This is a genomic window from Thioalkalivibrio sp., assembly GCF_041685615.1.
Classification (GTDB): Bacteria; Pseudomonadota; Gammaproteobacteria; order Ectothiorhodospirales; family Ectothiorhodospiraceae; genus Thioalkalivibrio.
Genome location: NZ_JAWLFK010000002.1, coordinates 47,778 through 74,134, shown reverse-complemented (window position 1 = coordinate 74,134; position 26,357 = coordinate 47,778). Strand labels below are relative to the sequence as shown.

General features: G+C 67.2%; 19 protein-coding genes. 8 read left to right on the top strand and 11 right to left on the bottom strand.

What is annotated here, in order from left to right; genetic code table 11:
• Position 1: 1 nt before the first annotated feature.
• From ACESLR_RS00760 to ACESLR_RS00740, 5 genes are all read right to left on the bottom strand, one after another.
• Positions 2-1,165 (bottom strand): 3-phosphoglycerate dehydrogenase family protein, encoded by a 1,164-nt coding sequence (locus ACESLR_RS00760; RefSeq protein WP_373024938.1) that lies wholly within the window; start codon positions 1,163-1,165, stop codon positions 2-4.
• A 49-nt stretch (positions 1,166-1,214) separates the two neighbouring features.
• Positions 1,215-2,294, bottom strand: coding sequence for a 3-phosphoserine/phosphohydroxythreonine transaminase (serC, locus tag ACESLR_RS00755; RefSeq protein WP_373054322.1), 1,080 nt, complete (start codon positions 2,292-2,294; stop codon positions 1,215-1,217).
• Positions 2,291-4,906 carry a DNA gyrase subunit A gene (gene gyrA, locus ACESLR_RS00750; RefSeq protein ID WP_373066565.1) on the bottom strand — a complete coding sequence of 872 codons (2,616 nt, stop codon included), beginning with the start codon at positions 4,904-4,906 and terminating at the stop codon, positions 2,291-2,293. The genes serC and gyrA overlap by 4 nt, the downstream gene beginning before the upstream one ends.
• Before the next feature lie 142 nt (positions 4,907-5,048).
• Positions 5,049-6,125 carry an S-methyl-5-thioribose-1-phosphate isomerase gene (mtnA, locus tag ACESLR_RS00745; protein ID WP_373024935.1) on the bottom strand — a complete coding sequence of 359 codons (1,077 nt, stop codon included), beginning with the start codon at positions 6,123-6,125 and terminating at the stop codon, positions 5,049-5,051.
• Positions 6,126-6,134: 9 nt separating this feature from the next.
• Positions 6,135-8,438, bottom strand: coding sequence for a DNA internalization-related competence protein ComEC/Rec2 (locus tag ACESLR_RS00740; protein ID WP_373024955.1), 2,304 nt, complete (start codon positions 8,436-8,438; stop codon positions 6,135-6,137).
• A 203-nt stretch (positions 8,439-8,641) separates the two neighbouring features.
• On the opposite strand from ACESLR_RS00740, the gene ACESLR_RS00735 reads away from it, so the two are divergent.
• A complete protein-coding gene (locus tag ACESLR_RS00735; protein ID WP_373024934.1) occupies positions 8,642-9,235 on the top strand; it encodes a DUF2062 domain-containing protein in 594 nt (197 codons plus the stop codon).
• A 43-nt stretch (positions 9,236-9,278) separates the two neighbouring features.
• Here ACESLR_RS00735 and ACESLR_RS00730 read toward each other — a convergent pair whose 3' ends face one another.
• Positions 9,279-9,998 carry an ABC transporter ATP-binding protein gene (locus ACESLR_RS00730; protein WP_373024933.1) on the bottom strand — a complete coding sequence of 240 codons (720 nt, stop codon included), beginning with the start codon at positions 9,996-9,998 and terminating at the stop codon, positions 9,279-9,281.
• On the bottom strand, positions 9,991-11,241 hold the full coding sequence (locus tag ACESLR_RS00725; RefSeq protein WP_373024932.1) for a lipoprotein-releasing ABC transporter permease subunit: 1,251 nt from the start codon (positions 11,239-11,241) through the stop codon (positions 9,991-9,993). Before ACESLR_RS00725 ends, ACESLR_RS00730 begins: the two co-directional genes overlap by 8 nt.
• A 121-nt stretch (positions 11,242-11,362) precedes the next feature.
• On the opposite strand from ACESLR_RS00725, the gene ACESLR_RS00720 reads away from it, so the two are divergent.
• The 5 genes from ACESLR_RS00720 to ACESLR_RS00700 all read left to right on the top strand — a co-directional run bounded on the left by ACESLR_RS00720 (position 11,363) and on the right by ACESLR_RS00700 (position 18,183).
• Positions 11,363-11,728 (top strand): hypothetical protein, encoded by a 366-nt coding sequence (locus ACESLR_RS00720; RefSeq protein WP_373024931.1) that lies wholly within the window; start codon positions 11,363-11,365, stop codon positions 11,726-11,728.
• Positions 11,725-12,798, top strand: a complete 1,074-nt coding sequence (locus ACESLR_RS00715) for an agmatine/peptidylarginine deiminase (RefSeq protein WP_373024930.1) — start codon at positions 11,725-11,727, stop codon at positions 12,796-12,798. Before ACESLR_RS00720 ends, ACESLR_RS00715 begins: the two co-directional genes overlap by 4 nt.
• A gap of 21 nt (positions 12,799-12,819) precedes the next feature.
• Complete coding sequence (locus ACESLR_RS00710) at positions 12,820-13,716, top strand: carbon-nitrogen hydrolase (RefSeq protein ID WP_373024929.1); 897 nt, start codon at positions 12,820-12,822, stop codon at positions 13,714-13,716.
• A 318-nt stretch (positions 13,717-14,034) separates the two neighbouring features.
• Entirely contained in the window at positions 14,035-17,505 is a 3,471-nt protein-coding gene (gene mfd, locus ACESLR_RS00705) for a transcription-repair coupling factor (RefSeq protein WP_373024928.1), read from the top strand.
• Positions 17,506-18,183 (top strand): CsiV family protein, encoded by a 678-nt coding sequence (locus tag ACESLR_RS00700; protein WP_373024927.1) that lies wholly within the window; start codon positions 17,506-17,508, stop codon positions 18,181-18,183. It abuts the gene before it with no gap.
• Positions 18,184-18,210: 27 nt separating this feature from the next.
• Here the strand turns inward: ACESLR_RS00700 and ACESLR_RS00695 are convergent, their stop codons facing one another.
• From ACESLR_RS00695 to ACESLR_RS00685, 3 genes are read right to left on the bottom strand one after another with little or no spacing between them, the layout of a single operon-like run.
• On the bottom strand, positions 18,211-19,176 hold the full coding sequence (locus ACESLR_RS00695; protein WP_373024926.1) for a S49 family peptidase: 966 nt from the start codon (positions 19,174-19,176) through the stop codon (positions 18,211-18,213).
• A gap of 13 nt (positions 19,177-19,189) precedes the next feature.
• On the bottom strand, positions 19,190-19,885 hold the full coding sequence (locus ACESLR_RS00690) for an HAD family hydrolase (RefSeq protein WP_373024925.1): 696 nt from the start codon (positions 19,883-19,885) through the stop codon (positions 19,190-19,192).
• Entirely contained in the window at positions 19,882-20,862 is a 981-nt protein-coding gene (locus ACESLR_RS00685) for an RluA family pseudouridine synthase (protein ID WP_373024924.1), read from the bottom strand. Before ACESLR_RS00685 ends, ACESLR_RS00690 begins: the two co-directional genes overlap by 4 nt.
• A gap of 435 nt (positions 20,863-21,297) precedes the next feature.
• On the opposite strand from ACESLR_RS00685, the gene ACESLR_RS00680 reads away from it, so the two are divergent.
• Entirely contained in the window at positions 21,298-24,309 is a 3,012-nt protein-coding gene (locus ACESLR_RS00680; RefSeq protein ID WP_373066562.1) for an Rne/Rng family ribonuclease, read from the top strand.
• 159 nt (positions 24,310-24,468) lie between these two features.
• Here the strand turns inward: ACESLR_RS00680 and ACESLR_RS00675 are convergent, their stop codons facing one another.
• Positions 24,469-24,960 (bottom strand): low molecular weight protein-tyrosine-phosphatase, encoded by a 492-nt coding sequence (locus ACESLR_RS00675; RefSeq protein WP_373025301.1) that lies wholly within the window; start codon positions 24,958-24,960, stop codon positions 24,469-24,471.
• Between the two features lie 118 nt (positions 24,961-25,078).
• On the opposite strand from ACESLR_RS00675, the gene ACESLR_RS00670 reads away from it, so the two are divergent.
• The gene (locus ACESLR_RS00670) at positions 25,079-26,353 is read left to right on the top strand and encodes a flagellar hook-length control protein FliK (RefSeq protein ID WP_373025300.1); all 1,275 of its coding nucleotides are present in this window, start codon (positions 25,079-25,081) and stop codon (positions 26,351-26,353) included.
• Positions 26,354-26,357 lie beyond the last annotated feature (4 nt).

Genomic DNA, 26,357 nt, shown 5'->3' with positions numbered 1-26,357 from the left:
TCTAGAGAACCCGGGCCCGCAGCACGCCGTCGATCCGGTGCAACGCGTCCAGGGTGGCCGCATCGGGGTGGCCATCGACGTCCAGCAGGGTGTAGGCCAGATCGCCGCGGGAGTCATTCATCAAGTGCAGGATATTGATGTTCGACTCGCCCAGGGTATGCGAGATCCGTCCGACGCGATCGGGCAGGTTGCGGTTGACAATCGCAATGCGCGTGTCGCCCTTGCGATCCAGCACCAGCGTCGGCAAATTGACGGAATTCACCACGTTGCCGTTTTCCAGGTAGTCGCGCAGCTGATCGGCAATCATCACCGCGCAGTTCTCTTCGGACTCGGTTGTCGAGGCCCCCAGGTGCGGCAGGGTGATCACGCGTGGGTGGTCCACCATACCCTGCACGGGGAAATCCGTGATGTAGGCGTGCAGGCGTTCGGCATCCAGCCCTTCGCGCACGGCCTCGTCATCGACGATGCCCTCGCGCGCCAGGTTCAGAACCATCGCCCCGGTGTTCATGCCCCCCAGGTTCTTCGCATTCACCAGGTTGGCAGTATTCTCGGTCAACGGCACGTGGACGGTGACCGCGTCGGCACCCTCCAGGGCCGCCTCTACCGAGCGGGCCCGCTCGATGCCAGAATCCAGCCGCCAGGCATTCTCTACCGTTACCTTGGGATCGAAGCCGACCACCTCCATGCCCAGCGCACGGGCGGCGTTGGCCACGCCCACCCCGATCGCGCCCAAGCCCAGAACGGCCAGCCGGCGGCCTGGAAGCTCGAAGCCGGTGAACTTCTTCTTCCCCTGCTCCACCGCCGACATGAAGTCTTCCTTGGTCGGGTCCAGCTCCTGCACGTAGCCGGCCGCGGGCAGCAGATTGCGCGCCGCCAGCAACAGCCCGGCGATTACCAGTTCCTTCACCGCGTTGGCGTTGGCGCCCGGGGCGTTGAATACCGCCACGCCGCGTTCCGACAAGGCTTCTACCGGGATGTTGTTCACCCCACTGCCCGCGCGCCCGACCGCGAGAACCGACTCCGGGATTTCCACGGAATGCAGGTCGAACGAGCGCAGCATCAGCGCGTCCGGCTGGTTGATATCCGACGCGACCTCGTAGTGATCGCGCGGGAAGCGGTCCAGCCCGCGCACCGCGATGTTGTTGTAGGTCTGGATCCGGTACATCACGACCTCCTGGCCCGGTAATACGACCGGTGACTGCGTTTGGACGGGATCAGGCGTGACGGTTTTCGAAGTCCGCCATGAACTCGATCAGGGTGTCCACCGCACTCTCCGGCACCGCGTTGTAGATGCTGGCACGCATCCCGCCTACCGAACGATGGCCCTTCAGCGAGGACAATCCGGCGGCGTCCGCTTCGTTCAGGAAGGTCCCGTCGAGGGCATCGTCCGCGAGGATGAACGGCACATTCATCCAGGAACGGGCCGAGGGTTCCACGGGATTGCGATAGAACGCCGAATTGTCGATGTACTGGTAGAGCTTGGCGGCCTTGCGCTGGTTGACCTCGGCCATACCCTCCAGGCCCCCCTGGTCCAGCAGCCATTCGAATACCAGCCCGGCCAGGTACCAGCCAAAGGTCGGCGGGGTGTTGTACATCGAGTCATTCTCGGCCTGCAGCGCCCAGTCCAGTACCGCCGGGACCGCGCCCTTCTCCCGTTGCAGCAGGTCGTTGCGCACGATCACCACGGTCAGGCCCGCCGGGCCGATGTTCTTCTGCGCCCCGGCATAGATGACGCCGAATTTCGAGACGTCGATCGGGCGCGACAGGATGGTGGAAGACATGTCCGCCACCAGCGGGACATCGCCCACATCCGGGATATCCGGGAACTCCACCCCGCCGATGGTCTCGTTCGGGGTGTAGTGCACGAAGGCCGCGTTGGGATCCAGGTTCCACGTGGCGCGATCCGGGATCGAGTCGTACCCGCTCGCCTGCGAACTCGCCACGATATTCACCGGGCCGTACTTCTGGGCCTCCTTGATGGCCTTGCCCGACCAGGCACCGGTGTCGACATAGTCCATGCCCTGGCCGTTGGCCAGGTTCATCGGGATGGCCGCGAACTGCCCGGTCGCCCCGCCCTGCAGGAACAGCACCGAGTAGTCCTCCGGGATGTTCATCAGCTTGCGCAGGTCGTGTTCGGCCTTCTCCGCGACGGCCATGAACGGCTTGCCGCGGTGGCTCATCTCCATCACGGACATCCCGGAACCGCGGAAGTCCAGCAGTTCGTCACGGGCCCGTTCGAGTACGGCCTGGGGCAGGGCCGCCGGCCCCGCGCTGAAGTTCATCACTCGCGTCATGCCTGTTCTCCATCGTCGCTGGATTCGGGACCCGCCTCCGGGTCCGCCCCGGCCTCGGACGGACCGGGATCGTCTTCGTCCTCGCCCTGCAGCTGGGCCACACGGGCCAGCTCCACCAGGTTCTCGCCTTCGTCGAGGCGGATCAGGCGTACCCCCTGGGTGTTGCGGCCGATCAGCGGGATCTGGTCGATCGGTGTACGCACCAGGGTGCCGCCGTTGGTGATCAGCATCACCTCGTCATCGTCCAGCACGCGCGCCGCCCCGACCAGCAGGCCGTTGCGGCCCTCGGTCTGGATCGCGATCACGCCCTGGCCGCCACGGCGGTGCACCGGGAACTCGTCGAAGCGGGTGCGCTTGCCGAAGCCGTTCTCCGTGGCGAGCAACGCCGCGCCCTCGTCGACGTTCAGCAGCGCAATCACCCGCTGGTCGTCCTCCATGCGCACGCCCCGGACGCCACAGGCGGTGCGACCCATGGCCCGCACGTCGCTCTCGTGGAAGCGCACCGCCTTGCCGGCGGTGGTAACCAGCATCACATCCAGGGTGCCATCGGTCAGGGACACATCCACCAGATGGTCGCCGTCGCGCAGATCCACCGCAATAATGCCGGACGCTCGACGCCGCGAGAAATCGGTCAGCGGAGTCTTCTTGACCGTCCCCTGCGCCGTGACCATGAACACGTAGTGGTCCGGGGTGTATTCGCGGACCGGAAGGATCGCGTTAATGCGCTCGTCCGATTCCAGCGGCAGCAGATTGACGATCGGCTTGCCGCGCGAGGCACGCGAGCCCTGCGGCAGTTCGTAGACCTTGAGCCAGTACACCCGTCCACGGCTGGAGAAGCACAGGATGGTGTCGTGGGTGTTGGCGACCACCAGCCGGTCGATGAAGTCCTCTTCCTTGAAGCTGGTCGCGGCCTTGCCGCGCCCGCCCCGGCGCTGGGCACGATAGTCCGCCACCGGCTGGTACTTCACGTAACCGGCGTGCGACAACGTGACCACCACGTCCTCCTCGCCGATCAGGTCTTCCAGGGTCAGGTTCGCCTGGCGCTCGCGGATCTCGCTGCGGCGCTGGTCGCCGAACTGTTCGGCCACCGCCAGCAGTTCGTTGCGGATCTCCAGCTGCAGCCGGTCGCCCGAGCCGAGGATGTCCAGCAGGTCGTCGATCAGCTCCAGCAACTCGCGGTATTCGTCCAGGATCTTGTCTTGCTCGAGCCCCGTCAGGCGGTGCAGACGCAGATCCAGAATGGCCTGGGCCTGCGCTTCGGACAGCCGGTACCCGTCCTCGCCCATGCCGTATTCCGGGGCCAGGTCTTCCGGTCGCGAGGCGCTGGCGCCGGCCCGGTCCAGCATGTCGCTGACCACGCCCAGCGGCCAGGCACGCGCCAGCAGCCCGGCCTTTGCCTCGGCCGGGTTGGGGGCGGCGCGGATCAGTTCGATGACTGGGTCGATGTTGGCCAGTGCAATCGCCAGGCCTTCCAGGATATGGGCCCGCTCGCGGGCCTTGCGCAGATCGTAGATGGTGCGACGGGTCACCACCTCGCGGCGATGACGCAGGAACGCCTGCAGCACCTGGCGCAGGTTCAGCACCTTCGGCTGGCCGTCCACCAGCGCGACGATGTTGATGCCGAAGACATTCTGCATCTGGGTGTGCATGTAGAGGTGGTTCAGGACTACCTCGGCCATCTCGCCCCGCTTGAGCTCGATCACCAGGCGCATGCCGTCCTTGTCCGACTCGTCGCGCAGCTCGGAGATGCCCTCCATGCGCTTTTCCTTGACCAGCTCGGCGATCTTCTCGGTCAGCCGTGCCTTGTTTACCTGGTAGGGCAGCTCGGTGACGACGATCGCCTCGCGCTGGCCGCCTTCCAGCGGCTCCACATGCGATCGCGCGCGGATCAGCACTCGGCCGCGGCCGGTGCGGTAGGCCTCGCGTACGCCATCGATGCCGTTGATGATGCCGGCGGTCGGGAAGTCGGGACCCGGCAGGTGCTCCATCAGTCCGTCGATGGAGATATCGGGCTCGTCGATCAGCGCGACACAGGCGTTGATGACCTCGCGCAGGTTGTGCGGCGGGATGTTGGTCGCCATCCCCACCGCGATGCCGGCGGAGCCGTTGACCAGGAGGTTCGGAAACTTGCTCGGCAGCACCGCCGGCTCGGTCTCGGAGCCGTCGTAGTTGTCGATGAAGTCGACGGTTTCCTTGTCGATGTCGGCCAGGAGCTCGGCCGCGATGCGCGCCATGCGCACCTCGGTGTAGCGCATGGCCGCCGGCGAGTCGCCGTCGATGGAGCCGAAGTTGCCCTGCCCGTCCGCGAGCATGTAACGCATCGAGAACGGCTGCGCCATGCGCACGATGGCGTCGTAGACGGCGGAATCGCCATGCGGGTGATATTTACCGATCACGTCACCGACCACGCGCGCCGACTTCTTGTACGGCTTGTTGTAGTCGTTGCCCAGCTCGCGCATCGCGTAGAGCACGCGGCGATGGACCGGCTTGAGGCCGTCACGGACATCGGGGAGGGCCCGGCCCACGATTACGCTCATCGCGTAATCGAGGTAGGACTGCTGCATCTCGTCTTCGAGATTGACCGGGAAGATTTCCTTGGCAAATTCAGCCATCGAGGGTTACGCCGTCCGTCTGAACAAGCTCGCGATCATACCACAGGGGTAACCACTGGGGCTTGGGTTTTCGCCCCTCAAAACGGTTCTCCGACGCTCTCAGCCCCGAAAGCGAGCGTGCCGGCCCCGATTTGCACGGTCGTCAGCTGCCGGATGCGAGCAGCTCCCCGCCCGCGCCCTCGCGCAGGGCCGCCAGCCGCTCCCGGCTGGGGGCCTGGACCACGCCCCGCTCGGTCACGATGGCATCGATCAGCTTCGCCGGGGTGACGTCGAAGGCCGGGTTATATCCGCGCGCGCCGTCAGCCGCCACCCGCTGGCCGGCCAGCGCGAGCACCTCGTCCTCCCCACGTTGCTCGATCGGTATGCCCGATCCGTCCGCCATCTCGAAATCGATGGTCGCCACCGGCGCCGCCACCATGAACCGAACCCCGTGGGCCCGGGCCAGCAACGCCAGGCCATAGGTGCCGATCTTGTTGGCGGCGTCGCCATTGGCGGCAATCCGGTCCGCCCCGACGATCACCCAACCCACGCGGCCCGAGCGCAGCAGGCTGGCAGCGGCACCCTCACACAGCACCTGCACCGGAATGCCGTCATGAACCAGCTCCCAGGCGGTCAGCCGGCTGCCCTGCAGCCAGGGTCGGGTCTCGTCGGCGAACACCTCCTTGACCCGCCCGGCATCCCAGGCGGCGCGGATCACGCCGAGCGCGGTGCCGTATCCCCCGGTTGCCAGCGAACCGGTATTGCAGTGGGTCAGTACGCCGCGGCCCGGCTCAATTAATTGCGCGCCCAGGGCGCCTAGCTGACGATTGCCGGCGATATCGGTCTCCAGCATCTGCTCGGCCACGGCTAGGGTCTCGGTCACGGCCGCGTCCACCGTCGCACTGGCGGCCACGACCGCTTGCATGCGATCCAGCGCCCAGAACAGATTCACCGCCGTGGGCCGGGAGCCGCGCAGGGTCTCGATATCCGCGGCCACACGGGCACGCCAGTCGCCCTGCCCCATGGCGCACTGGCAGGCCAGCACGACGCCGAAACCCGCGGTAATGCCGATCGCCGGCGCGCCACGCACGACCATGTCACGGATGGCCGCCGCCACGGCCGGGGCGTCCTGATAGGTCTGCCAGACGCTCTCCTGGGGCAGGCGGCGCTGATCCAGCAATTCGAGCGTACCCTCGCGGAAGCGGATGGGTCGGATGGTGTCGGAGTGTTCGGGATTCATGCGGTCATTCTACCAGTGGATCTCGTCCCCTGACGCGGGGTTGCACCCCTCCGGCCCGCGCGACGGCGGGCGCGACGCAGGCTGCCAGAGGTGCCGGTGGCGGGCACGATGCCCGGGCGCCACCTCCAGTTCCGAATTCGCCTCCAGCCGCAATGCGCCGTGCAGCCCGGTCTCCTGCAGGGGTACGCAGGCCGAGTCCAGCCGCTCCCGCACATCGGCCGCCAGACCCCGCCCTCTCGCATCCGTACTCGCCCACGCCAGCCGCGGCCGGGCATCCTCCAGCCACCCGCGGCTCAAGCTGTCGCCACCGGCCCCGCGCGGCAGCACCAGCAGGTCACTGGCACGCCTGTCCGGTAAATCGCGCATCAGCACCGCCTCGCCCAGCCCGCCAAGACCGCCGGTCAGCAACAACCGGACACCGCCGGCCGTCTCCACCTTCAGCACGCAGGAGGCGGAGGCGCTCCCATCCCAGCCTGCCGGTGGGTGCAACACTTCGAATTGCACGCCGTCCCAGTGCCAGTGTTCCCCTGCCTCGCAGGCCCGTTCGTGATTACCACCCGGGATCCGGCGCAAGGTCTCCGCCACCGGCATGGCCGCCCGGACGCCGTCCACACCTCCGGTATGCGCGGCATGCTCGTGACTGAGGATCAGCCGGTCCAGGTGCCGCACCCCCTCGGCCCGGAACGCCGGCGCCACGATCTGTTCCCCCGCGCTGAAGCCCCCTTCACGCCCGGGGCCCGCGTCAAAAAGCAGATTGTGATGCCGTGTCTGCAGCAACATCGCCTGGCCATTTCCGACATCCAGCAACAGGGCCCTTACCGCACCTGCTTCGAGATCGGGGCGCATCGGCAGGATCAGCGCAATGCCCGCGAGCAGGACCCAGACCCCGGCCCGGCGCGACCGGGGCTGCAGGGCTATCACGACGGCAAGCCCCCCCAGCAGACTCGCGGCAAGGGGAACCCGTCGCTCGTCGACCAGCACGGGCAACCCCGACAGTCCGTCCAGCACCACGACGAGCAGCGCCAGCACCGCATCGCCCGCCTGCAGGAACGGCTGTCCCAGCGGTGCCCACAAGGCCGCCAGTTCGGCCCCGACCAGCAATACAGGCAGGACCAGCAGGCTGATCACCGGTACCGCCACCAGGTTGGCAAGTGGCGCCACCCAGGAGCCCAACTGGAACCAGGCCATGCTAAGCGGGAGCATCGCCAGGGCGAGCAAGACCTGGAGGCTCCCGGCCTCGCGCCAGCCGGGGCGGCCGGCACGTCCCTGGAGCCGCACCAGGATCGCCGCGACGGCCCCGAAGGAGAACCAGAACCCCGGGGCCAGTACGCTCGCCGGCTGCCACAGCACGACCGCGATGGCGGCCAGCATCAAGCCTCGCCACGCAAACGCTTCGCGGCGCCACAACAACGCGGCCATGAAGGCGACCAGCATGATCAGCGCCCGCTGCGTCGGGATGCTGAAACCGGCCAGTGCCGCGTAGATCGCAGCGCCTGCCAGACTGGCCAGCGCAATGAAGGCCGCCTTGCGCATTCGCCGTTGCACGGGGCCCAGTCCGCTCCAGGCCCCGGCGGCCAGGAGCCCGACAAACCCGGCGACCAGGCCCACATGCAGACCGGAGATCGCCATCAGGTGGTTGGTTCCAGTGCGCAGGAACGCCTGCCATTCCGGCCGGGTCATCGCCTGGCGATCCCCGATCACCAGGGCCTGTACCAGACCCGGATGGCGCAGCTCCGGAGCGGCAGCTTCCAGGCGATCGCGCAACCACGCCCGCGTCCCATGGAGACGGGCCCGCCAGGGAACGGCCGCTTCCGCCGCCGGCATATCACCCAGGTTCTCAAGATCGAGCAATGTGGCAGAGCCATGCAACCCTTCGCGGTAATACCACCCCGCCCGGTCAAAACCACCCGGGTTCGCAGGCCCCGTCGCGGGGCGCAGGCGCAGGCGCATGACACCCCGGGTGCCCGGCGTTACCGAGGGCCGGGCCGGATACGTGGACACCAGCAACTCCCGCGCACGGAAACCATCAGGTGCCTCCACAGTCGCCTCCACCGCGATCCGGAACCGGCTGCGGTGCCCAGCGTGTTCCGGCAGACTGGTGACGGTGGCCCGCACCGTGACTTCCTCTCCCGCAAGCGAGGGTCCCAGGGAACGGTCGCGCCAGTCGGTCGACGTTGCGAAAACCAGCGCCCACGCGACCAGCATGCCCAGGGACGCGGTCCATGCGCCCGTCGTCCGGACGTCGAGCCGTCGCAGCCCGGCCGCCGCAGTCACGGTGATCACCAACAGGACTACGACGAGACCGGGCGTCAGCGGGAGGGGTTCCGGGAGCCGGTGCAACCCCCAGGTCGTAGCGACCAGCCCGAGCGCGAAGCCCGTCACGGCCGGCCTCCCGGCAACCGCAAGCCGGTACAGGCGGCAGCCGGCACAAGCAGCCGGTGCCCAAAATCGGCGAGAATGAAGGGTCCAGGCGTGGTCACGAACCCGCGCGAGATGCAGCATCGGCAGCCCGGTACATGGCAAGACACATCATCAAGAAGATGTTTCCCGGCATGGAACACATGCGCGGGCACAAGGCGCTCGCCCCGCTGGGGCCGCGTCTGGGGTCGCCGGATCTGTGGCATCTGAACCGCCGCTCCGTGGCTGGTGCGTTTGCCGTCGGGCTCTTCGTGGCCTTCCTGCCACTGCCCATGCAAATGCTGATCGCGGCCGCCGTGGCCCTGGTGGTCCGCGTGAATCTGCCGATCTCGGTGATCCTGGTCTGGATCTCCAACCCGGTCACCATTCCGCCCATGTTGTATCTGGCCTACACGATCGGGCGCAAGCTCCTGGACGAACCCGGCCGCGACATGCACATCGACTGGAGCTGGGAGTGGTTCACCACGGAGTTGCTGCCGGTCTGGCAGCCCTTGCTGCTGGGTAGCGTCCTGCTTGGTGCGGCAGCCAGTCTCGCGGGGTATTTGCTTGTGCGCTTCCTGTGGCGTCTGAACGTGGTCCAGCGCGTGCGCAGCCGCCGCTACCTGCGCCGCCTGCGCAAGGAAATGGCGGAACGCGAAGCAGCGGCACGGCGGGAGACACGCGCCGTCGACGACCGGGACCCGGACCCGTAAGTCTCATCCGGCCAGGCGCTCCAGCCTACGCGCGATGCCGTAACTAGTAGTGGACGGCCAGCTGACCGTCCAAGGGTTCCTGCTCGAGGTGACCCTTGACCAGCTGGACGGATCGGTCCAGCTCGCGTGCAAGGGTGATGTCGTGGGTGACCAGGGCCAGCGCGGTGCCGGTGGATCGGTTCATGGCCCGGAGCAGATCGAACACCTGCGCCGCGCGCTCCTGGTCCAAGTTCCCGGTGGGCTCGTCTGCCAGGATGGCCGAGGGTCGCGTCACCAGCGCCCGGGCGATCGCGACGCGCTGGCGTTCCCCGCCGGAGAGCTCCGCCGGCTTGTGCTCCATGCGGTGTCCCAGATCAACCTGCTCCAGCCAATGGCGCGCCTCTTCCCGCGCCTTGCGGTTGGACTGCCCCCGGATCAGCAGCGGCAGCGCCACGTTCTCGGCGGCCGTCAGCTCGGGCAGCAAGTGATGAAACTGGTAGACAAATCCGAGATGCTGGTTGCGCAGGTGCCCGCGCCTGGCCTCGCTCATGCGCGTCCAGTCCGTGCCGCGCAGCCGGACCTCACCGGACGTCGGGCGATCCAGTCCGCCCAGCAGGTGCAGCAGGGTGCTCTTGCCACTGCCCGAGGCCCCGATGATCGCCGTCTGGTCACCCGGCTGCAGGGCGAAATCGACCCCGCTGAGCACGGCGACATCCAGCTTGCCGTCACGGAAGCGGCGTTCCAGGCCGATCGCCTCGAGAACCGGCGTATCGGAATCAGTCATAACGCAGGGCCTCCGCGGGCTGGGTACGGGCTGCTCGCCAGGCCGGGAACAGCGTGGCCACTACCGTCAGCAGGAAGCCGAGAACGCCGACCCGGAGAACATCCGACACCTTGAGTTCCGACGGCAAGTCACTGATGTAATAAACCTCCGCAGAGAGGAATTCGACTCCGGATACGCGCTCGATGAAGGGCACCACGACGTCGATATTCGTTGCCAGCGAGACCCCGGCGATTGTCCCCAGCAGGATCCCGATCACTCCAATCACCACGCCCTGCACCATGAAGATCACCATGACCCCGGCCGGCGAAAGGCCGAGCGTTCGCAGGATGGCAATATCCCCCTGCTTATCGGTGACCAGCATGATCAGCGTCGAAACGATGTTGAAGGCCGCCACCGCCACGATGAGCGAGAGGATGATGAACATAACCATCTTCTCCATCTGGATCGCGCGAAAGAGGTTCGCGTGCTCACGGGTCCAGTCGGACACCCGGAACAGGCCGTCCAGCTGTGCCGCAACGTCCCGCGCAACCCCGCCCGCCTCCATCATGTCGGTTAGGCGCAACCGCAGCCCGGTGACCTGCTCCCCCATCTGGAACACCGCCTGGGCGTCTTCCAGATGAATAAACGCCGTGCCGCGGTCGTATTCGTACATCCCGACCTCGAACAACCCGGACACCTCGAACCGCCGCATGCGCGGCATCACCCCGGCCGGTGACACCGAGGCCTGCGGGGCCATCAGGATGATCGAGTCTCCTACCCGAACGCGCAGCTCGGCTGCTAGCTCACGGCCGAGCACCACGCGGTAACGCCCCGCCTTCAGGCTTCCCAGTTCACCCTGAAGCATGTGCTCGCCAATGCGCGCGACGCGTTCCTCTGCCCCTGGCTCCACGCCACGGATCAGGGCCCCGGAAATGTTTCCACGTGCACTCAGCATCGCCTCGCCCTGGACATAGGGTGCCGCAGCCACGACGCGCTCATCGGCTTCGGGTGCCTCGCGCTGCAGGCGCTCCCAGTCCCGAAGGCCTCCATTGGCCTCGCGGATCGTCGCGTGTGACGCCATCCCGAGGATGCGCTCGCGCAATTCGCCCTCGAAGCCGTTCATCACGGACAAGACCGTAATCAGCGCCATTACCCCAAGGACCAGCCCGATGATCGACACCACCGAGATGAACGAGATGAAGTGATTGCGCCGTTTGGCGCGCGTGTAGCGCAGGCCGATGGCGAGAGTCAGGGGGCGAAACATCGCGAAATCATGCCAGAGATGTCGGGCTGCGCCTATAGCCCGGATTGTCGCCACTCGACGAGGAGGCATGGCGTCACACTTGACGCTACCATGGGGCCATCCAGCAAACGGAGAGTTGGCCATGCCAGGGAAACGCAACGCCTCGACCCCCACCCAGAACATCAGCACACGGTGCCGAAGCACCGTCCGGAACGCGGCGGGCGCCCTCGCGCTGGCGCTGTTGGGGGCCACCATCGCCACCGCATCGGCCGACATCCTGAACAGTCCCGACGGCGGGTTTACTGTAAAGGAACGTGAAGGCGTCCCGACTCGCGGAGAGAGCCAGTCCGCCGTGATTCGCCAGCACGGCGAGCCCGATAAGCGTCACACAACCGTGGGCGATCCGCCCATCACGCGCTGGGACTACGCCGACTTTTCCGTGATCTTCGAGGGCGAGTACGTCCTTCACAGCGCCGTGCGCAACGGATCCCGCGCCGATCGTCCATGAGCGCGGGGGGAACCGCCCCGGCACCGACGCATCGCCGCCTTCCGGCCGAGTGGGAACCACAAGGCGCGATCCAGCTCACCTGGCCGCATGATGGCACCGACTGGGCCCTGGTCCTGGACCGGGTGCATCCGGTGTTTGCCCGCATCGCGGCCAGTATCAGCCGGTTCGAACCGGTCATCATCGTTGCGCGCGATCCCGAGCACATCGAGGAGATTTCGGGCTTTCTCGCCGAAACCGATATCCGTCCCGATCGGCTCTGGTTCGCCCTCGCTCCCAGCAACGACACCTGGGCCCGCGACCACGGCGCCATCGCCGTGTTCGACGGCGACCAGCCGCGTCTGCTGGACTTCACCTTCAATGGCTGGGGCGGCAAGTACCCGGCCGAACTGGACGACGGGATCACCCGGGCGCTGGCCAGTCAGGGCGTCTTCGGGCTCTGCGTGCCGGAACCGACCGGCCTGGTCCTCGAGGGCGGTTCCATTGAATCCGATGGTGCCGGCACCCTACTGACCACCTCGCGCTGCCTGCTCTCCGGCACGCGCAACCCCGAGCTGGACCGCCCGGGACTCGAACGATCCCTCGGACAATGGCTGGGCGCCCAGCGCATCCTCTGGCTGGACCATGGCCAGCTGGAGGGTGACGACACCGATGCCCATATCGACACGCTGGCGCGCTTCTGCGCCCCCGATACCATCGCCTATGTCCAGTGCGACGATCCGCAGGATCCACATTATCCCGAGCTGCTGGCGATGAAACAGGAGCTTCAGGCCCTGCGCCAAGCCTCCGGCGAGCCCTACGGGCTGATCCCACTGCCCTGGCCCGCCCCGATCGTCGAGGATGGACGCCGCTTGGCCGCCACCTACGCGAACTTCCTGATCCTGAACGGAGCGGTACTCCTCCCGGTCTACGACGATGTCGCCGACGCGGTGGCGCGGGATCGTCTCGCCGAGGCCTTCCCGGGACGCGAGATCGTGGAGATCGACTGCCGGGCGATCATCCGCCAGGGGGGCAGCCTGCATTGTCTGACCATGCAATACCCCGCGGCCGCCCTCGGCATACCGCAGGAATAACCACCCAAGCGAGCCAGCCCCATGTCCAACACGACTCTGTCCGTCGCCCTCGTCCAGCACCGCGATGCCGGGAGTGTCGACGCCAACCTCGATGCCACCGCCACTGCGGTGGCCGAGGCCGCCGCGAAAGGCGCACAACTGGTGGTGCTGGCCGAGCTGCATACCGGCCCCTACTTCTGTCAGACCGAGGATCTCTCCACCTTCGACACCGCGGAGGCAATCCCCGGCCCCAGCTGCGAACGCCTGGCCACCATCGCGCGGGAGAACAGCGTGGTCCTCGTCGGTTCATTGTTCGAGCGGCGCGCCCCGGGGCTTTATCACAACACCGCGGTGGTGTTCGAGCGCGACGGCCGTCTGCTTGGCACCTACCGCAAGATGCACATCCCGGACGACCCGGGGTACTACGAAAAGTATTACTTCACCCCGGGCGATACAGGTTTCGTCCCGATCGACACCTCCGTCGGCCGGCTCGGCGTGCTGGTTTGCTGGGACCAATGGTATCCGGAGGCCGCGCGCATCATGGCCCTGTCTGGCGCCGAGGTCCTGATCTACCCGACGGCCATCGGCTGGGATCCGCAGGACACGCCGCAGGAACAGCAGCGCCAGCAGGAAGCGTGGATCACCGTCCAGCGTGGCCATGCGGTGGCCAACAATCTGCCGGTGATCGCGTGCAACCGCACGGGGCACGAACCCGACCCTTCCGGTCAGTCACCCGGCGCGACCTTCTGGGGCACCAGTTTCGTCGCCGGCCCCCAGGGCGAGATCCTGGCCCGTGCCGGCGAGGCTGCGCCCGAGATCCTCGCGGCCGGTCTGGACCCCGGCCGGACCGAGGCCGTGCGCCGCCAGTGGCCTTTTCTCCGCGACCGCCGCATCGACGCCTACGCCCCCATCCTGAAGCGCTACATCGACCCCGACTGACCCCGGGGCACGGCTATGGAGACCGCTTGGGACTCGGAGGAAAACGATTCACAGGAAGACGCGAAGCTCGGAAGAGGCATAATGATGGGGGCCGCGGCAAGCCCCGCACCCATGGCACGCTTCCCGGTGAGCCAACGGGCCCAGCCCTTCACCCCAACTCCCTTCCCGTCTTCCAAACTTCCTGTAAATCGCCCTTGACCTGGACCTCTCCGTGCCCTCCGTGGTCAAGCCGCCCTTGACCTTCAAGGGACCACGCGCACCCGCACGGAGGAATCCGTATAATCGCGGCCCTTTCCGCAGCCCCGACCGCACAGGCCCATGTCCGAACAACGGCGCAATCCGCTCAAGCCCGGTCGTCTCCCCGGATCCGGTTTCGAGGTCTGGTCGGGGCTTAATGCCTCGGCGGCCACCCTTGCCCTGTCCCGCAACGCCGGCGCATTTACCCGCCCCCTGCTGGTCATCACGGAATCCAACGAGGCCGCCGACCGCTGGCAGGAGGAGTGGGAATTCTTCGCCGGCGACCACGACCTCCCGTTGCTGCGCCTGCCGGACTGGGAAACCCTGCCGTTCGATGTCTTCTCGCCGCACGAGGACATCATCTCCGAGCGCCTGCGCACGCTGTATCACCTGCCGGGGCTGGAGCGGGGCATCGTGCTGATGCCCGTCTCCACCCTGATGCAGCGCCTTCCGCCCCGCGACTGGTTGACCACACAGGGACTCTCGCTACAGACCGCCCAGCGCCTGGATCGCATGACCCTGCGCGAGAACCTGGCCGAGGCCGGCTACAGTGCCGTGCAGCAGGTCATCAGCCATGGCGAGTTCGCGGTGCGCGGCGAGATCCTCGACCTGTTCCCCATGGGGGCCGACGAGCCCGTCCGCATCGAGTTCCTCGACGACGAGATCGACTCCCTGCGCCGCTTTGACCCGGAATCCCAGCGCTCCACCGAAAAGGTGGAACGCCTGGAGATCCTGCCCAGCCACGAATTCCCGCTGAACGAGACCTCCATCAGCGAGTTCCGGACCCGCTACCGGGCGCAGTTTTCCGGTGATCCGTCCAGCCACGCCGTGTACCGCGACATCAGCGAGGGTCTGGTTCCCCCGGGCATCGAGGCCTATCTTCCGCTGTTCTTCGAACACATGGATACCGTATTCGACTACTGCCCCGGCGCTCAGGTCGTGCAGGTCGGCAACATCGCCGGGGCCGCCGAGGAATTCGCGCAGGAGATCCGCGACCGCTTCGAGCAGCTCGGCCATCAGTTTGACCGCCCCCTGCTCCCGCCGGAGCGCCTCTACCTCGACCTTGACGATCTGGCCGGCGCGCTGCGCGAACATGACGGGATCGGCCTGGGCGACCCGACCGCCCCGCTCCCGCAGGATCGCGGCGCGCGGATCCTGTTCGCCTGCGACCCGCTGCCGGAACTGGGCATGCAGCAGGGTCGGGAGGATCCGGCCCAGCGCCTGAAAGGCTTCGTTGCCACACAACAGCGCGTCCTGCTGACGGCGGAATCCGCCGGGCGCCGCGAGGCCCTGCTGACCCTGCTGCGGGAACAGTCCGTGGCCCATCATGCGGTGGACAACTGGGACGCCTTCCTGAACGCCGACCCCGGCCTGCACGTGACCGTCGCGGCCCTCGGCGAGGGCTTCGTCCTGCCCGAGGGCGTCGCGGTCGCACCCGAGTCCGCACTGCTCGGCGAACGCGCGCGCCAGACCCGTGGGCGCAACCGCACCACGCGCGACGCCGATGCGGTGATCCAGAACCTCAGCGACCTCACCATCGGCGCCCCAGTGGTCCACGAGGAACAGGGGGTGGGGCGGTACCTGGGCCTGCAGACCCTCGACTTCAACGGCCAGCCATCCGAGTTCCTCACGCTGGAATATGCCGACGAGGCCAAGCTCTACGTCCCCGTGTCGTCGCTGCATCTGATCAGCCGCTACACCGGCGCGGATGCCGAGCATGCCCCGCTGCATCGCCTGGGCAGCGAGCAATGGACCAAGGCCCGTCGCAAGGCGGCCGAAAAGGCCCGGGACGTGGCCGCCGAGCTGCTCGACATCCATGCGCGCCGCGCGGCGAAGCAGGGCACGGTCTTCGATACCGACACCGCCGAGTATCACGCCTTCGCCGCCGGCTTTCCGTTCGAGGAAACCCTGGACCAGCAGCAGGCCATCGACGCGGTCCTGGCCGACATGGCCGACACCCACCCGATGGATCGCGTGATCTGTGGCGACGTGGGCTTCGGCAAGACCGAGGTCGCGATGCGCGCGGCCTTCGTTGCGGTGCAGAACAACAAGCAGGTGGTGGTGCTGGTCCCCACCACCCTCCTCGCGCAGCAGCATCACCAGAACTTTACCGACCGCTTCGCCGACTGGCCCGTGCGTATCGAATCGCTGTCGCGCTTTCGCAGCGCGAAGCAACAGGCGGGGGTTCTGGATGGGCTCAAGGACGGCAAGGTCGACATCGTGATCGGCACCCACAAGCTGCTGCAGGCGAATCTCGATTTCTCCAACCTCGGTCTGGTGATCGTCGACGAGGAACAGCGTTTCGGCGTGCGCCACAAGGAAGCGCTGAAGAAAATGCGTGCCGAGGTGGACATGCTCACGCTGACCGCGACCCCGATCCCGCGTACCCTCAACATGGCGCTGGCGGGTTTGCGCGACCTGTCGGTGATCACCACGCCGCCGCGCGAGCGGCTGGCGATCAAGACCTTCGTCAACGAGTGGAACGACGCCATCATCCAGGAGGCGTGCCTGCGCGAGATCCGGCGCGGCGGCCAGGTGTACTTCCTCCACAACGAGGTAAACACCATCGAGCGCACCGCCCAGCGCCTGCAGGACCTCTTGCCCGGCGCGCGCGTGGGTATCGCCCACGGGCAGATGCGCGAGCGCGAGCTGGAACAGGTGATGCTCGATTTTTATCACCGGCGCTACAACATCCTGGTGTGCACCACCATCATCGAGACCGGCATCGACATCCCCACCGCCAACACCATCGTGATGAACCGCGCCGACAAGCTGGGCCTGGCGCAGATGCACCAGCTGCGCGGCCGAGTCGGTCGCTCGCACCATCGGGCCTATGCCTACCTGATCACCCCGCCGGAAAAGGCCATGACCGCCGACGCGAAGAAGCGCCTGGAGGCCATCGCCTCGCTGGAAGACCTGGGGGTCGGCTTTACCCTGGCGAGCCACGACCTCGAGATCCGCGGCGCCGGTGAGCTGCTTGGAGACGAGCAGAGCGGGCAAATCCACGAGGTCGGCTTCTCGATGTACAACGACCTGCTCAACCGTGCGGTCAACGCCCTGCGCTCCGGCAAGATGCCGGAACTGGAAGCCCCCGAGGCCACGGGGACCGAGGTGGAACTCGGCCTGCCAGCCCTGCTCCCGGGCGACTATGTACCCGACGTGCATACCCGCCTGATCCTCTACAAGCGCATCAGCAGCGCCGAATCCTCCGACGCCCTGCGCGAGCTGGAGGTCGAGCTGGTTGACCGTTTCGGTTTGCTGCCGGATCCGGCCAGGGCCCTGTTCGAGGCCGCTCGCCTGCGCCTGAAGCTGACCCCGCTGGGTATTCGCAAGCTGGAACTGGGCCCCGCCGGGGGCCGCCTGGTCTTTGGGCCGAGTCCCAATCTGGACATCGCGGCCCTGATCCAGCTGGTGCAATCCGATCCGCAGGCGTACAAACTCGATGGCCAGAAGGCCTTCCGCTTCTTCGCGCCGATGGAGACACTGGAAGCCCGCGCGCAGGCCGTCCTGCGCCTACTGAACACGATCAGCCCCGAACAACAGGCCGCCTGAATGTCCAACATCCCGTCCGAAGTCCCGAATCCTTTCCGCCGTCGCCTGCTGGCCGGCCTCGCCGCCCTGCCCGTGGTCGGAGCCACTGGCCCGGTGCTGGCCCAGGCGGGGCGCGAGTACCGGATTGAACTGGTGATCTTCGAGCACCGTACGGACGAGAGCCGGCGGCTGCAGATGGAGCTCGCGGCACCGCGCGAGGCGGCCTTGGGCGAATCCGAGCTGGGCGGGCGAAACTATCGCAGCTCCCGCCGCGGCTTCGAGCTGCAGCGCGTGGTGCGGCGCGTGGAGGACTCGGGTGCCGGACGCATCATCGCGCGCCTGGCCTGGGACCAGACCGGCCGCGACCATGCCTCGGCCCCGTGGCTGCGGGTCCAGCAGGGCCGGCGCCTGGGGCTGCATGACCCGGTCGGGCCCGAACGCGGCCTGTCGCCCCGTCCGCTGATGGTAGACCGGGAAGAACGCTTCGAACTGGAGGGCCGGCTACGGATCTGGGTGGGGCGGTTCCTCCATCTGGAGACCGACCTGATCTACCACGTCGACGAACCGATGGACGATCAGCCGCCCCGTGCCATCACGGTGCGGGGAAGCCAGCGAATGAACTCGGGCGACGACCTGTTCTACCTGGATCACCCGGTGATCGGCATGATCGCCCGGGTAACGCGTATCGACCGTTCCTGACCCCTTCCCTTGTGGTCCCGGTGCGTCTCAGCGCCACTGGGGCGTGGATTCCCGGGTCATCCACTGCTGGAAGGCCGCCATCCCGAGATCCTCGAACAGCAGTTGCAGCGGGCTCCGGCGCGGTTCGAACACCACCAGCTTTTCTACACCGATCACGTCCCGGGCCACGCTGCGATCGGAACCCAGGCCGTCGATCAGCCCCAGCTCCACCGACCGGTCGCCCGTCCAGATGAGCCCGTTGAACAGGTCATCCCGCTCGACCAGACGATCGCCGCGCCCGGCACGCACCACATCCACGAATTGCTCGTGTACGCCCTGCAAGACGCCGTCGAGGTGGTCCACATGGCCCTCGTCCAGCGGCAGGAACGGGTCCAGGAACCCCTTGTTCTCGCCCGCGGTAAACAGGCGGCGCTCCACGCCGATGTTGTCGATCAGGTCGACCAGCCCGAAGCTGTCCATGCGCACCCCAATCGAGCCCACCATACTGGCCTGGCTGGCATAGATCTCGTCGGCCGCCACGGCGATGTAATAGGCAGCCGAGGCGCCGACGTCCCCGATGACCGCGTAGACCGGGGTATCCGGGTGCTTCTCTTTCAGCCGCAGGATCTCGTCGTGGACATTGGCCGCCTGTACCGGGCTACCCCCGCCGCTGTTGATACGCAGCATGACGGCTCGGGTGCCCTCGGACTCGAAGGCCTCGTTCAGGACCTTGGAGATGTCCTCGGCGTTGGCCGCCGCACTGGAGGCAATCAGGCCCTCGACCTCGACAACCGCCACGTGTTCGCTCGGCTCACGTTCGGTCTCGAACATGCCTGCGAGACCCATATCGCCCCCGCGCACCAGGATCAGGAGCGCGACCAGGTAGAAAAAGAACAGCAGCTTGAAGAAGATGCCCCAGCGCCGGGCCCGGCGCTGCTCGATCACCTGCGCCTGGACCAGCTTCTCCAGGGTCTCGCGTTCCCAGCCCGGCTTGTTGTCGTTTGCCCAGCCCATCGTGGCTCCTTGGTTAATCTTCGCCTTCGGCTTGGCGGAATGCCTCCAGCAGTGCTTCAAGATCGGGGAGCAGTGCCAGCGGCCCGGCACCCTCCAGCCGTTGCGGCGGATGGACACCGTGTGTCACGCCCACCGCCGGCACGCCCGCGTGCCGTGCCATCTCGAGATCATAAACGCTATCACCCACCATGCGCGTACGGACCGGTTCCACCCCTGCCCGTGCCATCACGAATTCAAGCATGGATGGATGCGGCTTCGACGGATGCTCATCCCCGGTGGCTGTCGCAACGAAGTAGCCGCCCAGGCCGGTCGTCTGCAGTGCCTGATCCAGGCCGCGCCGGGACTTGCTGGTCGCCACGGCCAGCAGCACCTCGCGTGCCGCCAGCCAGTCGAGCAGCGCGGCCACACCCGCGAACAGGGGTGTCTCCGGGGCATCATCGGCCTCCAGGTAACACGCCCGATAGGTCGTCGCGAAGCGCCCCACGAAGTGGTCATCGGCATCCGGATAAAGTTCCCGTACGGCGGCCTGAACGCCGAGTCCGATGATGTTGCGCAGGGCCGCCTCGTCACGGACCGGGGCGCCTAGCTCCGCCGCCGCACGCTGCAGGCAGTGGACGATACGGCGTGGCGAGTCCATGAGCGTCCCGTCCCAGTCGAACACCACCAGGCGCAGTTCTCCGTTCACCGGGGGCAACAAGGGGGTTGTCACGTGGCCTCGCCGTCCCCGGCATCCAGGCGGGCCAGCACGTCGCCCAGTTCCCCGGGCATGGGCGCCGAAAAGATATGCCGTTCACCGTCCGCCGACTGGTATGCCAGCGCCTGCGCGTGCAGGAACAGGCGTTTCAGGCCATGCCGACGCAAGGTCCGGTTGGCGTCCGGCAACCCGTAGTCATGGTCGCCCGCTACCGGGTGCCCGATGGCCTGACTGTGGACCCGGATCTGATGGGTGCGCCCGGTCCCGATGCGCACCTCGGCCAACTGGAAGGCCCCGTGTGCCTCCAGCGGCAGGAAGACACTCTGCGCTGTGCGGGCTCGACCATCTCCGGGGGCAGCGTCCCCGGTTTTCATCCGGCGACGACCATCGTCCTGGCGTCCATTGGCGATAGGCGCATCGCACTCGATTGGCTGATCCCCCGGGAAACGTCCCACCAGCAGGGCCAGATAGCGTTTCTCCACCCGGCCTTCGCGCAGGGCCGCATGGAAGTCCTGCAGTGCCGCGCGGCGCTTGGCCAGCACAAGGCACCCACTCGTCTCGCGGTCCAGGCGGTGTCCCAGTTCCAGATCGGTATCCGGCCGCAACTGCCGCATCGCCTCGATGATCCCGAAGGACAGACCACTGCCGCCGTGCACCGCCAGCCCGGAGGGCTTGTCCAGCACCAGCAGGTCGTCGTCCTCGTGAATAATCGCCTGACGCAGGCGCTCGAGCACCCTGGGCGGGATCTCGGTGGTCGCTGCCTCCGGACGGTCCAGGTCGGGTACACGGACCTCGTTGCCCGCGGCCAGACGCTTGTGCGCCTTGGCCCGGCGCCCGTCCACACGTACTGCGCCCTGGCGCACCAGTCGGTATATCAGGCCCTTGGGCACGCCCTTGAGTTCGCGCAGCAGGAAGTTGTCGAGCCGCTGGCCGTCACCCCGCTCGGTGACGTGGAAGCTGCGCGGGCCGGAGGGTTCTTGGCGTCCTTTCATGGCGCGGGATGCTACCCGAGCACCGACCTCCGGGCTACTGGGTCCACCCCTTTTACGGCCGAAAATACTTGCCCAGACGGGGGGTTATGCCCTACATTGGCGCACGGTACGTTCCCGCGATATGCCGGCAACGCGCCTCGAATCACCTGCCACTTCGATCCACCAGCCAACGACGGCTGCCGGTCGAAGGGCCATCGCCCGAAAGCGACACTGTGACGCTATTTCTTCTAACCCAGTCCTGTCTCCCCGGCTCCGCCTCCCGCAGGCGGCTGATCCCGTGGTTGCTGGTGAACACCTGGCTGGCGCGCTGGCTTCCGCTACGCGCCGCCGCGGCGAGCACGCGCGTGCAAGCGTTGCCGTGCCGCCGTTCAATCGCCGCATCCGGGGTGCCGATCATCCCTGCCGGATGCCAGGACGCCCTACCGAGTCCATTGCATGAAACGGATCCTGATCAATGCCACGCAGCCCGAAGAGCTGCGTGTCGCCATGGTCGACGGCCAGCGGCTGTACGACCTCGACATCGAACTGCCCTCGCGCGAGCGCAAGAAAGCAAACATCTACAAGGCCAAGATCACCCGGGTCGAACCGAGCCTCGAGGCTGCGTTCGTCAACTTTGGTGCTGATCGCCACGGCTTCCTCCCGTTCAAGGAGATTGCGCATACCGCCGTTGGCGCGCCGGACGACAGTGACAAGCCGATCCGCGACTTCCTGAAGGAAGGTACGGAACTCCTTGTTCAGGTCGAAAAGGAAGAACGCGGTAACAAGGGGGCCGCGCTGACGACCTACATCAGCCTTGCGGGCCGCTATCTGGTCCTGATGCCCAACAATCCCAAGGCCGGAGGCGTCTCGCGCCGCATCGAGGGCGAGGATCGCGCGTCCCTGCGCGATGCCCTGTCCGGCCTGACCATGCCGGAGGGCATGGGAGTCATCGCCCGCACCGCCGGCGTCGGTCGCAGCACCGAAGAACTGCAGTGGGATCTCGACTACATGACCGCCCTTTGGGCGGCCGTTACCGAGGCCGCGGAAAAGGCCAAGGCCCCGGCGCTGATCCATCAGGAAAGCAACGTCATCATCCGCGCCCTGCGCGATCACATGCGCAATGACGTCGGCGAGGTCATCATCGATGATGGCGATGTCCATCAACAGGCCGAGGACTTCGTCCGCCTGGTGATGCCGAACAGCCTGCGCAAGCTCAAGCGCTACGATGACCCGGTCCCGCTGTTCAACCGCTACCAGATCGAGAGCCAGATCGAGAGCGCGTTCGATCGCGAGGTCACCCTTCCCTCCGGTGGCGCACTGGTCATCGACCATACCGAGGCCCTGATTTCGATCGACGTGAACTCCGCTCGTTCCACCAAGGGCGGTGACATCGAGGAGACTGCCTTCCACACCAATCTGGAGGCGGCCGAGGAAGTTGCACGCCAGTTGCGCATTCGGGATCTGGGCGGCCTGATCGTGATTGATTTCATCGACATGAACGCCAACAAGCACCAGCGCGACGTGGAGAACCGCTTGCGCGAAGCACTGGAGATGGATCGCGCTCGGGTTCAGGTGGGTCGCATCAGCCGCTTCGGCCTGCTGGAAATGTCACGCCAGCGCCTGCGTTCCTCGCTGGGCGAGTCCTCCCAGAACACCTGCCCGCGCTGCCAGGGCCACGGACAGATCCGCAGCGTCGAGTCCCTGGCCCTGTCCATCCTCCGCCTGATCGAGGAAGAGGCCATGAAGGACCGCACCGGCCTGGTCATGGGCCAGGTACCGGTGGACGTCGGCACCTTCCTGCTGAACGAAAAACGCGAATCGATCACCGATATCGAGGACCGCCACAAGGTCGACATCAGTATCATCCCCAACCCGCAATATCTCACGCCCCGCTTCGAGGTGCGCCGCGTTCGCGGTGACGAGCGCGAGGAGACCATCAGCGACCGCGGCTCGCACGAGCTCGTCGAGATCGTCGAGGACGACAGCGATCCGCATCAGGAGCGCCGGAGCAGGGTCGAGAAGCCCCTGGTCCAGGGCGTCAAGATGACGGGACCGGCCCCGGTCAGCGAACGTGGTCCGACGGCCCCCGAGACCGCCGAACCGGTACCCGAGCCGGGTTTCTTTGCCCGCATCTGGTCTTCGCTGTTCCCCAATGCCGCCCCCGCAAACGGGCAGGAAGAAGGACAGGATGACGGACGCAAGGAAGGCGGGCGTGCCCGGCACGGCGAAGACAATCGCGGCGGCAAGGGCAACGGCGCCCGCGGCAGTGGCCGCAAGAAGGCAGACAACGGCGGCCGCAAGGCCGCGGACAAGCGCAACAACGGGGACAAGGGCAAGAAGGCCGGCCCCGACAAGCCCGAAAGTTCCAAGGACGACACCGCCAAGACCGATGGCGCCAAGGGTCGCTCCCGTCGCGGCGGCACGAAGGATGGCGACACCGACAAGGCTGCGGGCCGGGAATCGGCGAAGCCCGTCGCTGCAAGCCGCGGTCCCGAGGCCCGTTCCGAAAACAAGGGCGGCGAAAAGACCGCCGACGCCAAGCCGTCCGAAAAACCGGCACGGGGCAAGGACGACGCCCCGGCTGCGGATGCGAGCGAGGCGTCAGACGGAAAGGGTCCGCAGAAATCCGATGAAGAGGACGGCAGCAAGGGCCGCTCCCGCTCCCGGCGCTCCCGTCGCGGTGGCCGCCGCCGTGGCGGTCGAGCCCGCTCCGGCGACAATACAGGCGACACTGGAAACGAGGGCACGCAGAACCCGGCAAGCGAGGCCTCCGCGCCGGAAGCCGGAAAGGACGACGCCACTCAAGGCACGGATAACTCCCCTGCCCCGGGAAAGAAAGGCGACAAAAAGCCCCGCGCTGAACGCCCCCAGTCCCCGGACAGCGAACAAGCCGCGAGCCCGCAGGATGCTCAGGCGGGTGGCGAACCCGCGAATGCCTCGGCCAAGATCGCTCCCGACGCCGACGCCCCCGCCAGGGGACGCGGTCGCAGTGGCCGCGGGCGCAAGCCGGCCTCGGATTCATCCGCCAGCGAGGTGACCCCGTCGGGGGGCGAGGCGAACGCTACGGCGCAACCCGAAACCGCTACGCCGCCCGCGAAGGGACCCGCACCGACAGCCGACGCAGCAGAAGCCGCCACGACCGAAGGGGAGCGCGAGCCGACCCCCGCAAAGCGCCCGGCCCGTACACGTACCGCGGCCCGTTCGGCCGAGCCGGCAAGCAAGTCCGGGACGCCGTCTGCGGAAACGCCGGAAACGTCGGAGACGCCGGCCAAGCCGAAGGCGAAGCGCACCAGGCCGGCCGGCACGGATGACACGCAGGGTAACGAAGGTAATGAAGGGGCTGCCGCTGCTTCCACGGCCGCGTCAACGCCAGCCGAGACGAAAGAGGAAAAGCCCGCAACACCCAAGCCCACGACGGAATCGACGGAACCGGCAAACCAGGGCCCGAACCGCAAGGGCGACGACTGACTGGAGGTATCAGGTTTCCTCCGGCATTACGGGACAAGGGGCCCGCCATTTGGCGGGCCCCTTGTCGGTGCAAAACCGGGAACGCCGGACCATGCCACGTATGCCGACCGAGGATTCCGGCCCGGCACGGGAACGCCGGCCGGGTGCATGCCGTCGCCGTCAGGATGCCTTGAGGGTGTGACGTTCGCGGATGTGTTCCAGCAGCCCGTCTGCGGCCGCCTCGATCAGGTCCATCACATGCACGAACCCGTCATCTCCACCGTAGTACGGGTCGGGGACCTCGTGATCGTCGAACTGGGGTGCGAAATCCAGGTACCGCAGCAACTCCGCCCGGCTGTCCGCCGGACGGATGCGTTCGGCGTTGCGGTAATTCGCATCATCCATGGTGAGGATGTAGTCAAACTCCCGGAAATCCTCCGGTTCCAGCTGGCGCGCGCGCAGCGGTTCCAGATCGTATCCACGGGAGCGCGCCTCCTGCCGGGCACGGGGATCGGGCTTCGCGCCCACGTGGTACCCGGCCGTCCCCGCCGAATCCACCTCGATAACATCTTCCAGACCCTGCGCGCGGATCCGTGCCTCGAACACGCCGTGAGCCATCGGCGAGCGGCAGATATTGCCCAGGCAAACCATCAATACTCGTATCTCCGACATCGAATCACCGTCCCGATCAACCGGGCCTAAGGATAACAAACACGACCGCGAACCGGCGCCGTTTCGCCCCCTGCCCCGCAGTATGCGATGCTGAGGCTTTGCACCCAGGGACCGATCGATGGTCGACCTAGGCGGACCCCGCATACCCGGCTGGACGCCGCCCGGCAACGTATCCGGCGGCTCGGGGAACGGCGCGCGCACCAGCCTCCAGCCAGGGGTGCGCATCGAGGTGCGTGTCCTGGACGTGTTGCCGGATCGCAGCGTCCGCCTGCGACTCGAACCAGCAGCCGCCAGGGGCCTGGCGCCGGCGGCGCCGCGCGCGGCCCCTCCCGCACCGGTGGTCACCGCGCAACTGGCCGGCGCCCTGCCCGAACCCCTGCTGAACCGCGCGGGCGCCGGGGGCACGGCAATGCTGGCGGAGATCACCCGCACCGAGCCCCGCCTGGAAGTGCGCCTGATGCCGCTTGCGCCGGATCGCGCCGTGCCCCGACCCGCTGGCCCGCCGACCAATCCGGTGCAGCAATGGCTGGGGCAGGAACTGCGCCACCAGCTTCCCGGGGCCCGCCCCCTCGGCCCGACCCTCCAGGGCCTCCTCACGCCACCGGCAGGGGCCCCGCGCGGCGAGGCGACGCCCAACCTGGCTGCGGCAACCCTGGGCGCGCCCGCCTTCCAGCGTCTCGTCGAGATCCTGCCCACCCCCGGACAGCTAACGCAGCCCGACAGCCTGCGCCAGCATGTTCAGAATTCCGGGCTCTGGATGGAGGCGATGCTGGGGCTGGCCGGCCGCGGCCAGCCCCCGACGAATGCGCTCGCGGCGGATCTCAAGGGCCAGCTGTTCCGGGCGGCCGACCAACTTCGCCAGGGCCCCGAACCACGCGCCTTCGTGCAGCCCCCCGCACCCGGCGCCACCGCGTCATCCCCGGCCCTGCCCGCGCTGACCGGCTTGCTGGAAGGCCTGCTCAAGCGGGTCACATCGCTGCAACTGCAGTCACTGCAGTCCTTTGCCAGCGACGAGCCGGGCAATAACCGTTGGTTTTTCGAGCTTCCGCTTCGCAGCGAACAGGGAATCCATAGCATCCATGGAGAGATCCAGCGCGAACCCACAACCGACGAGGCTGGCGACGAGGCGCCATGGTCCATCGTATTGAGGCTGGATCTGGGCGACCTGGGCCCCACCCGGGTTGCGGTTGCGTCACATCATGGCGGGGTCAGCGTGCACTTCACGGCAAGCGAGCCGGATACCGTTACGCGGCTGCGCAGCGAGATGGCGTATCTCCGTGACCGGTTCGCCGAACGCGAACTGACGGTCACGGGTCTGTCGGTCCGTCAGGGCACCGTCGACACCGACCCGCGGCCGGCGAATGCACACCGCATGGTCGACGAACAGGCCTGAACGG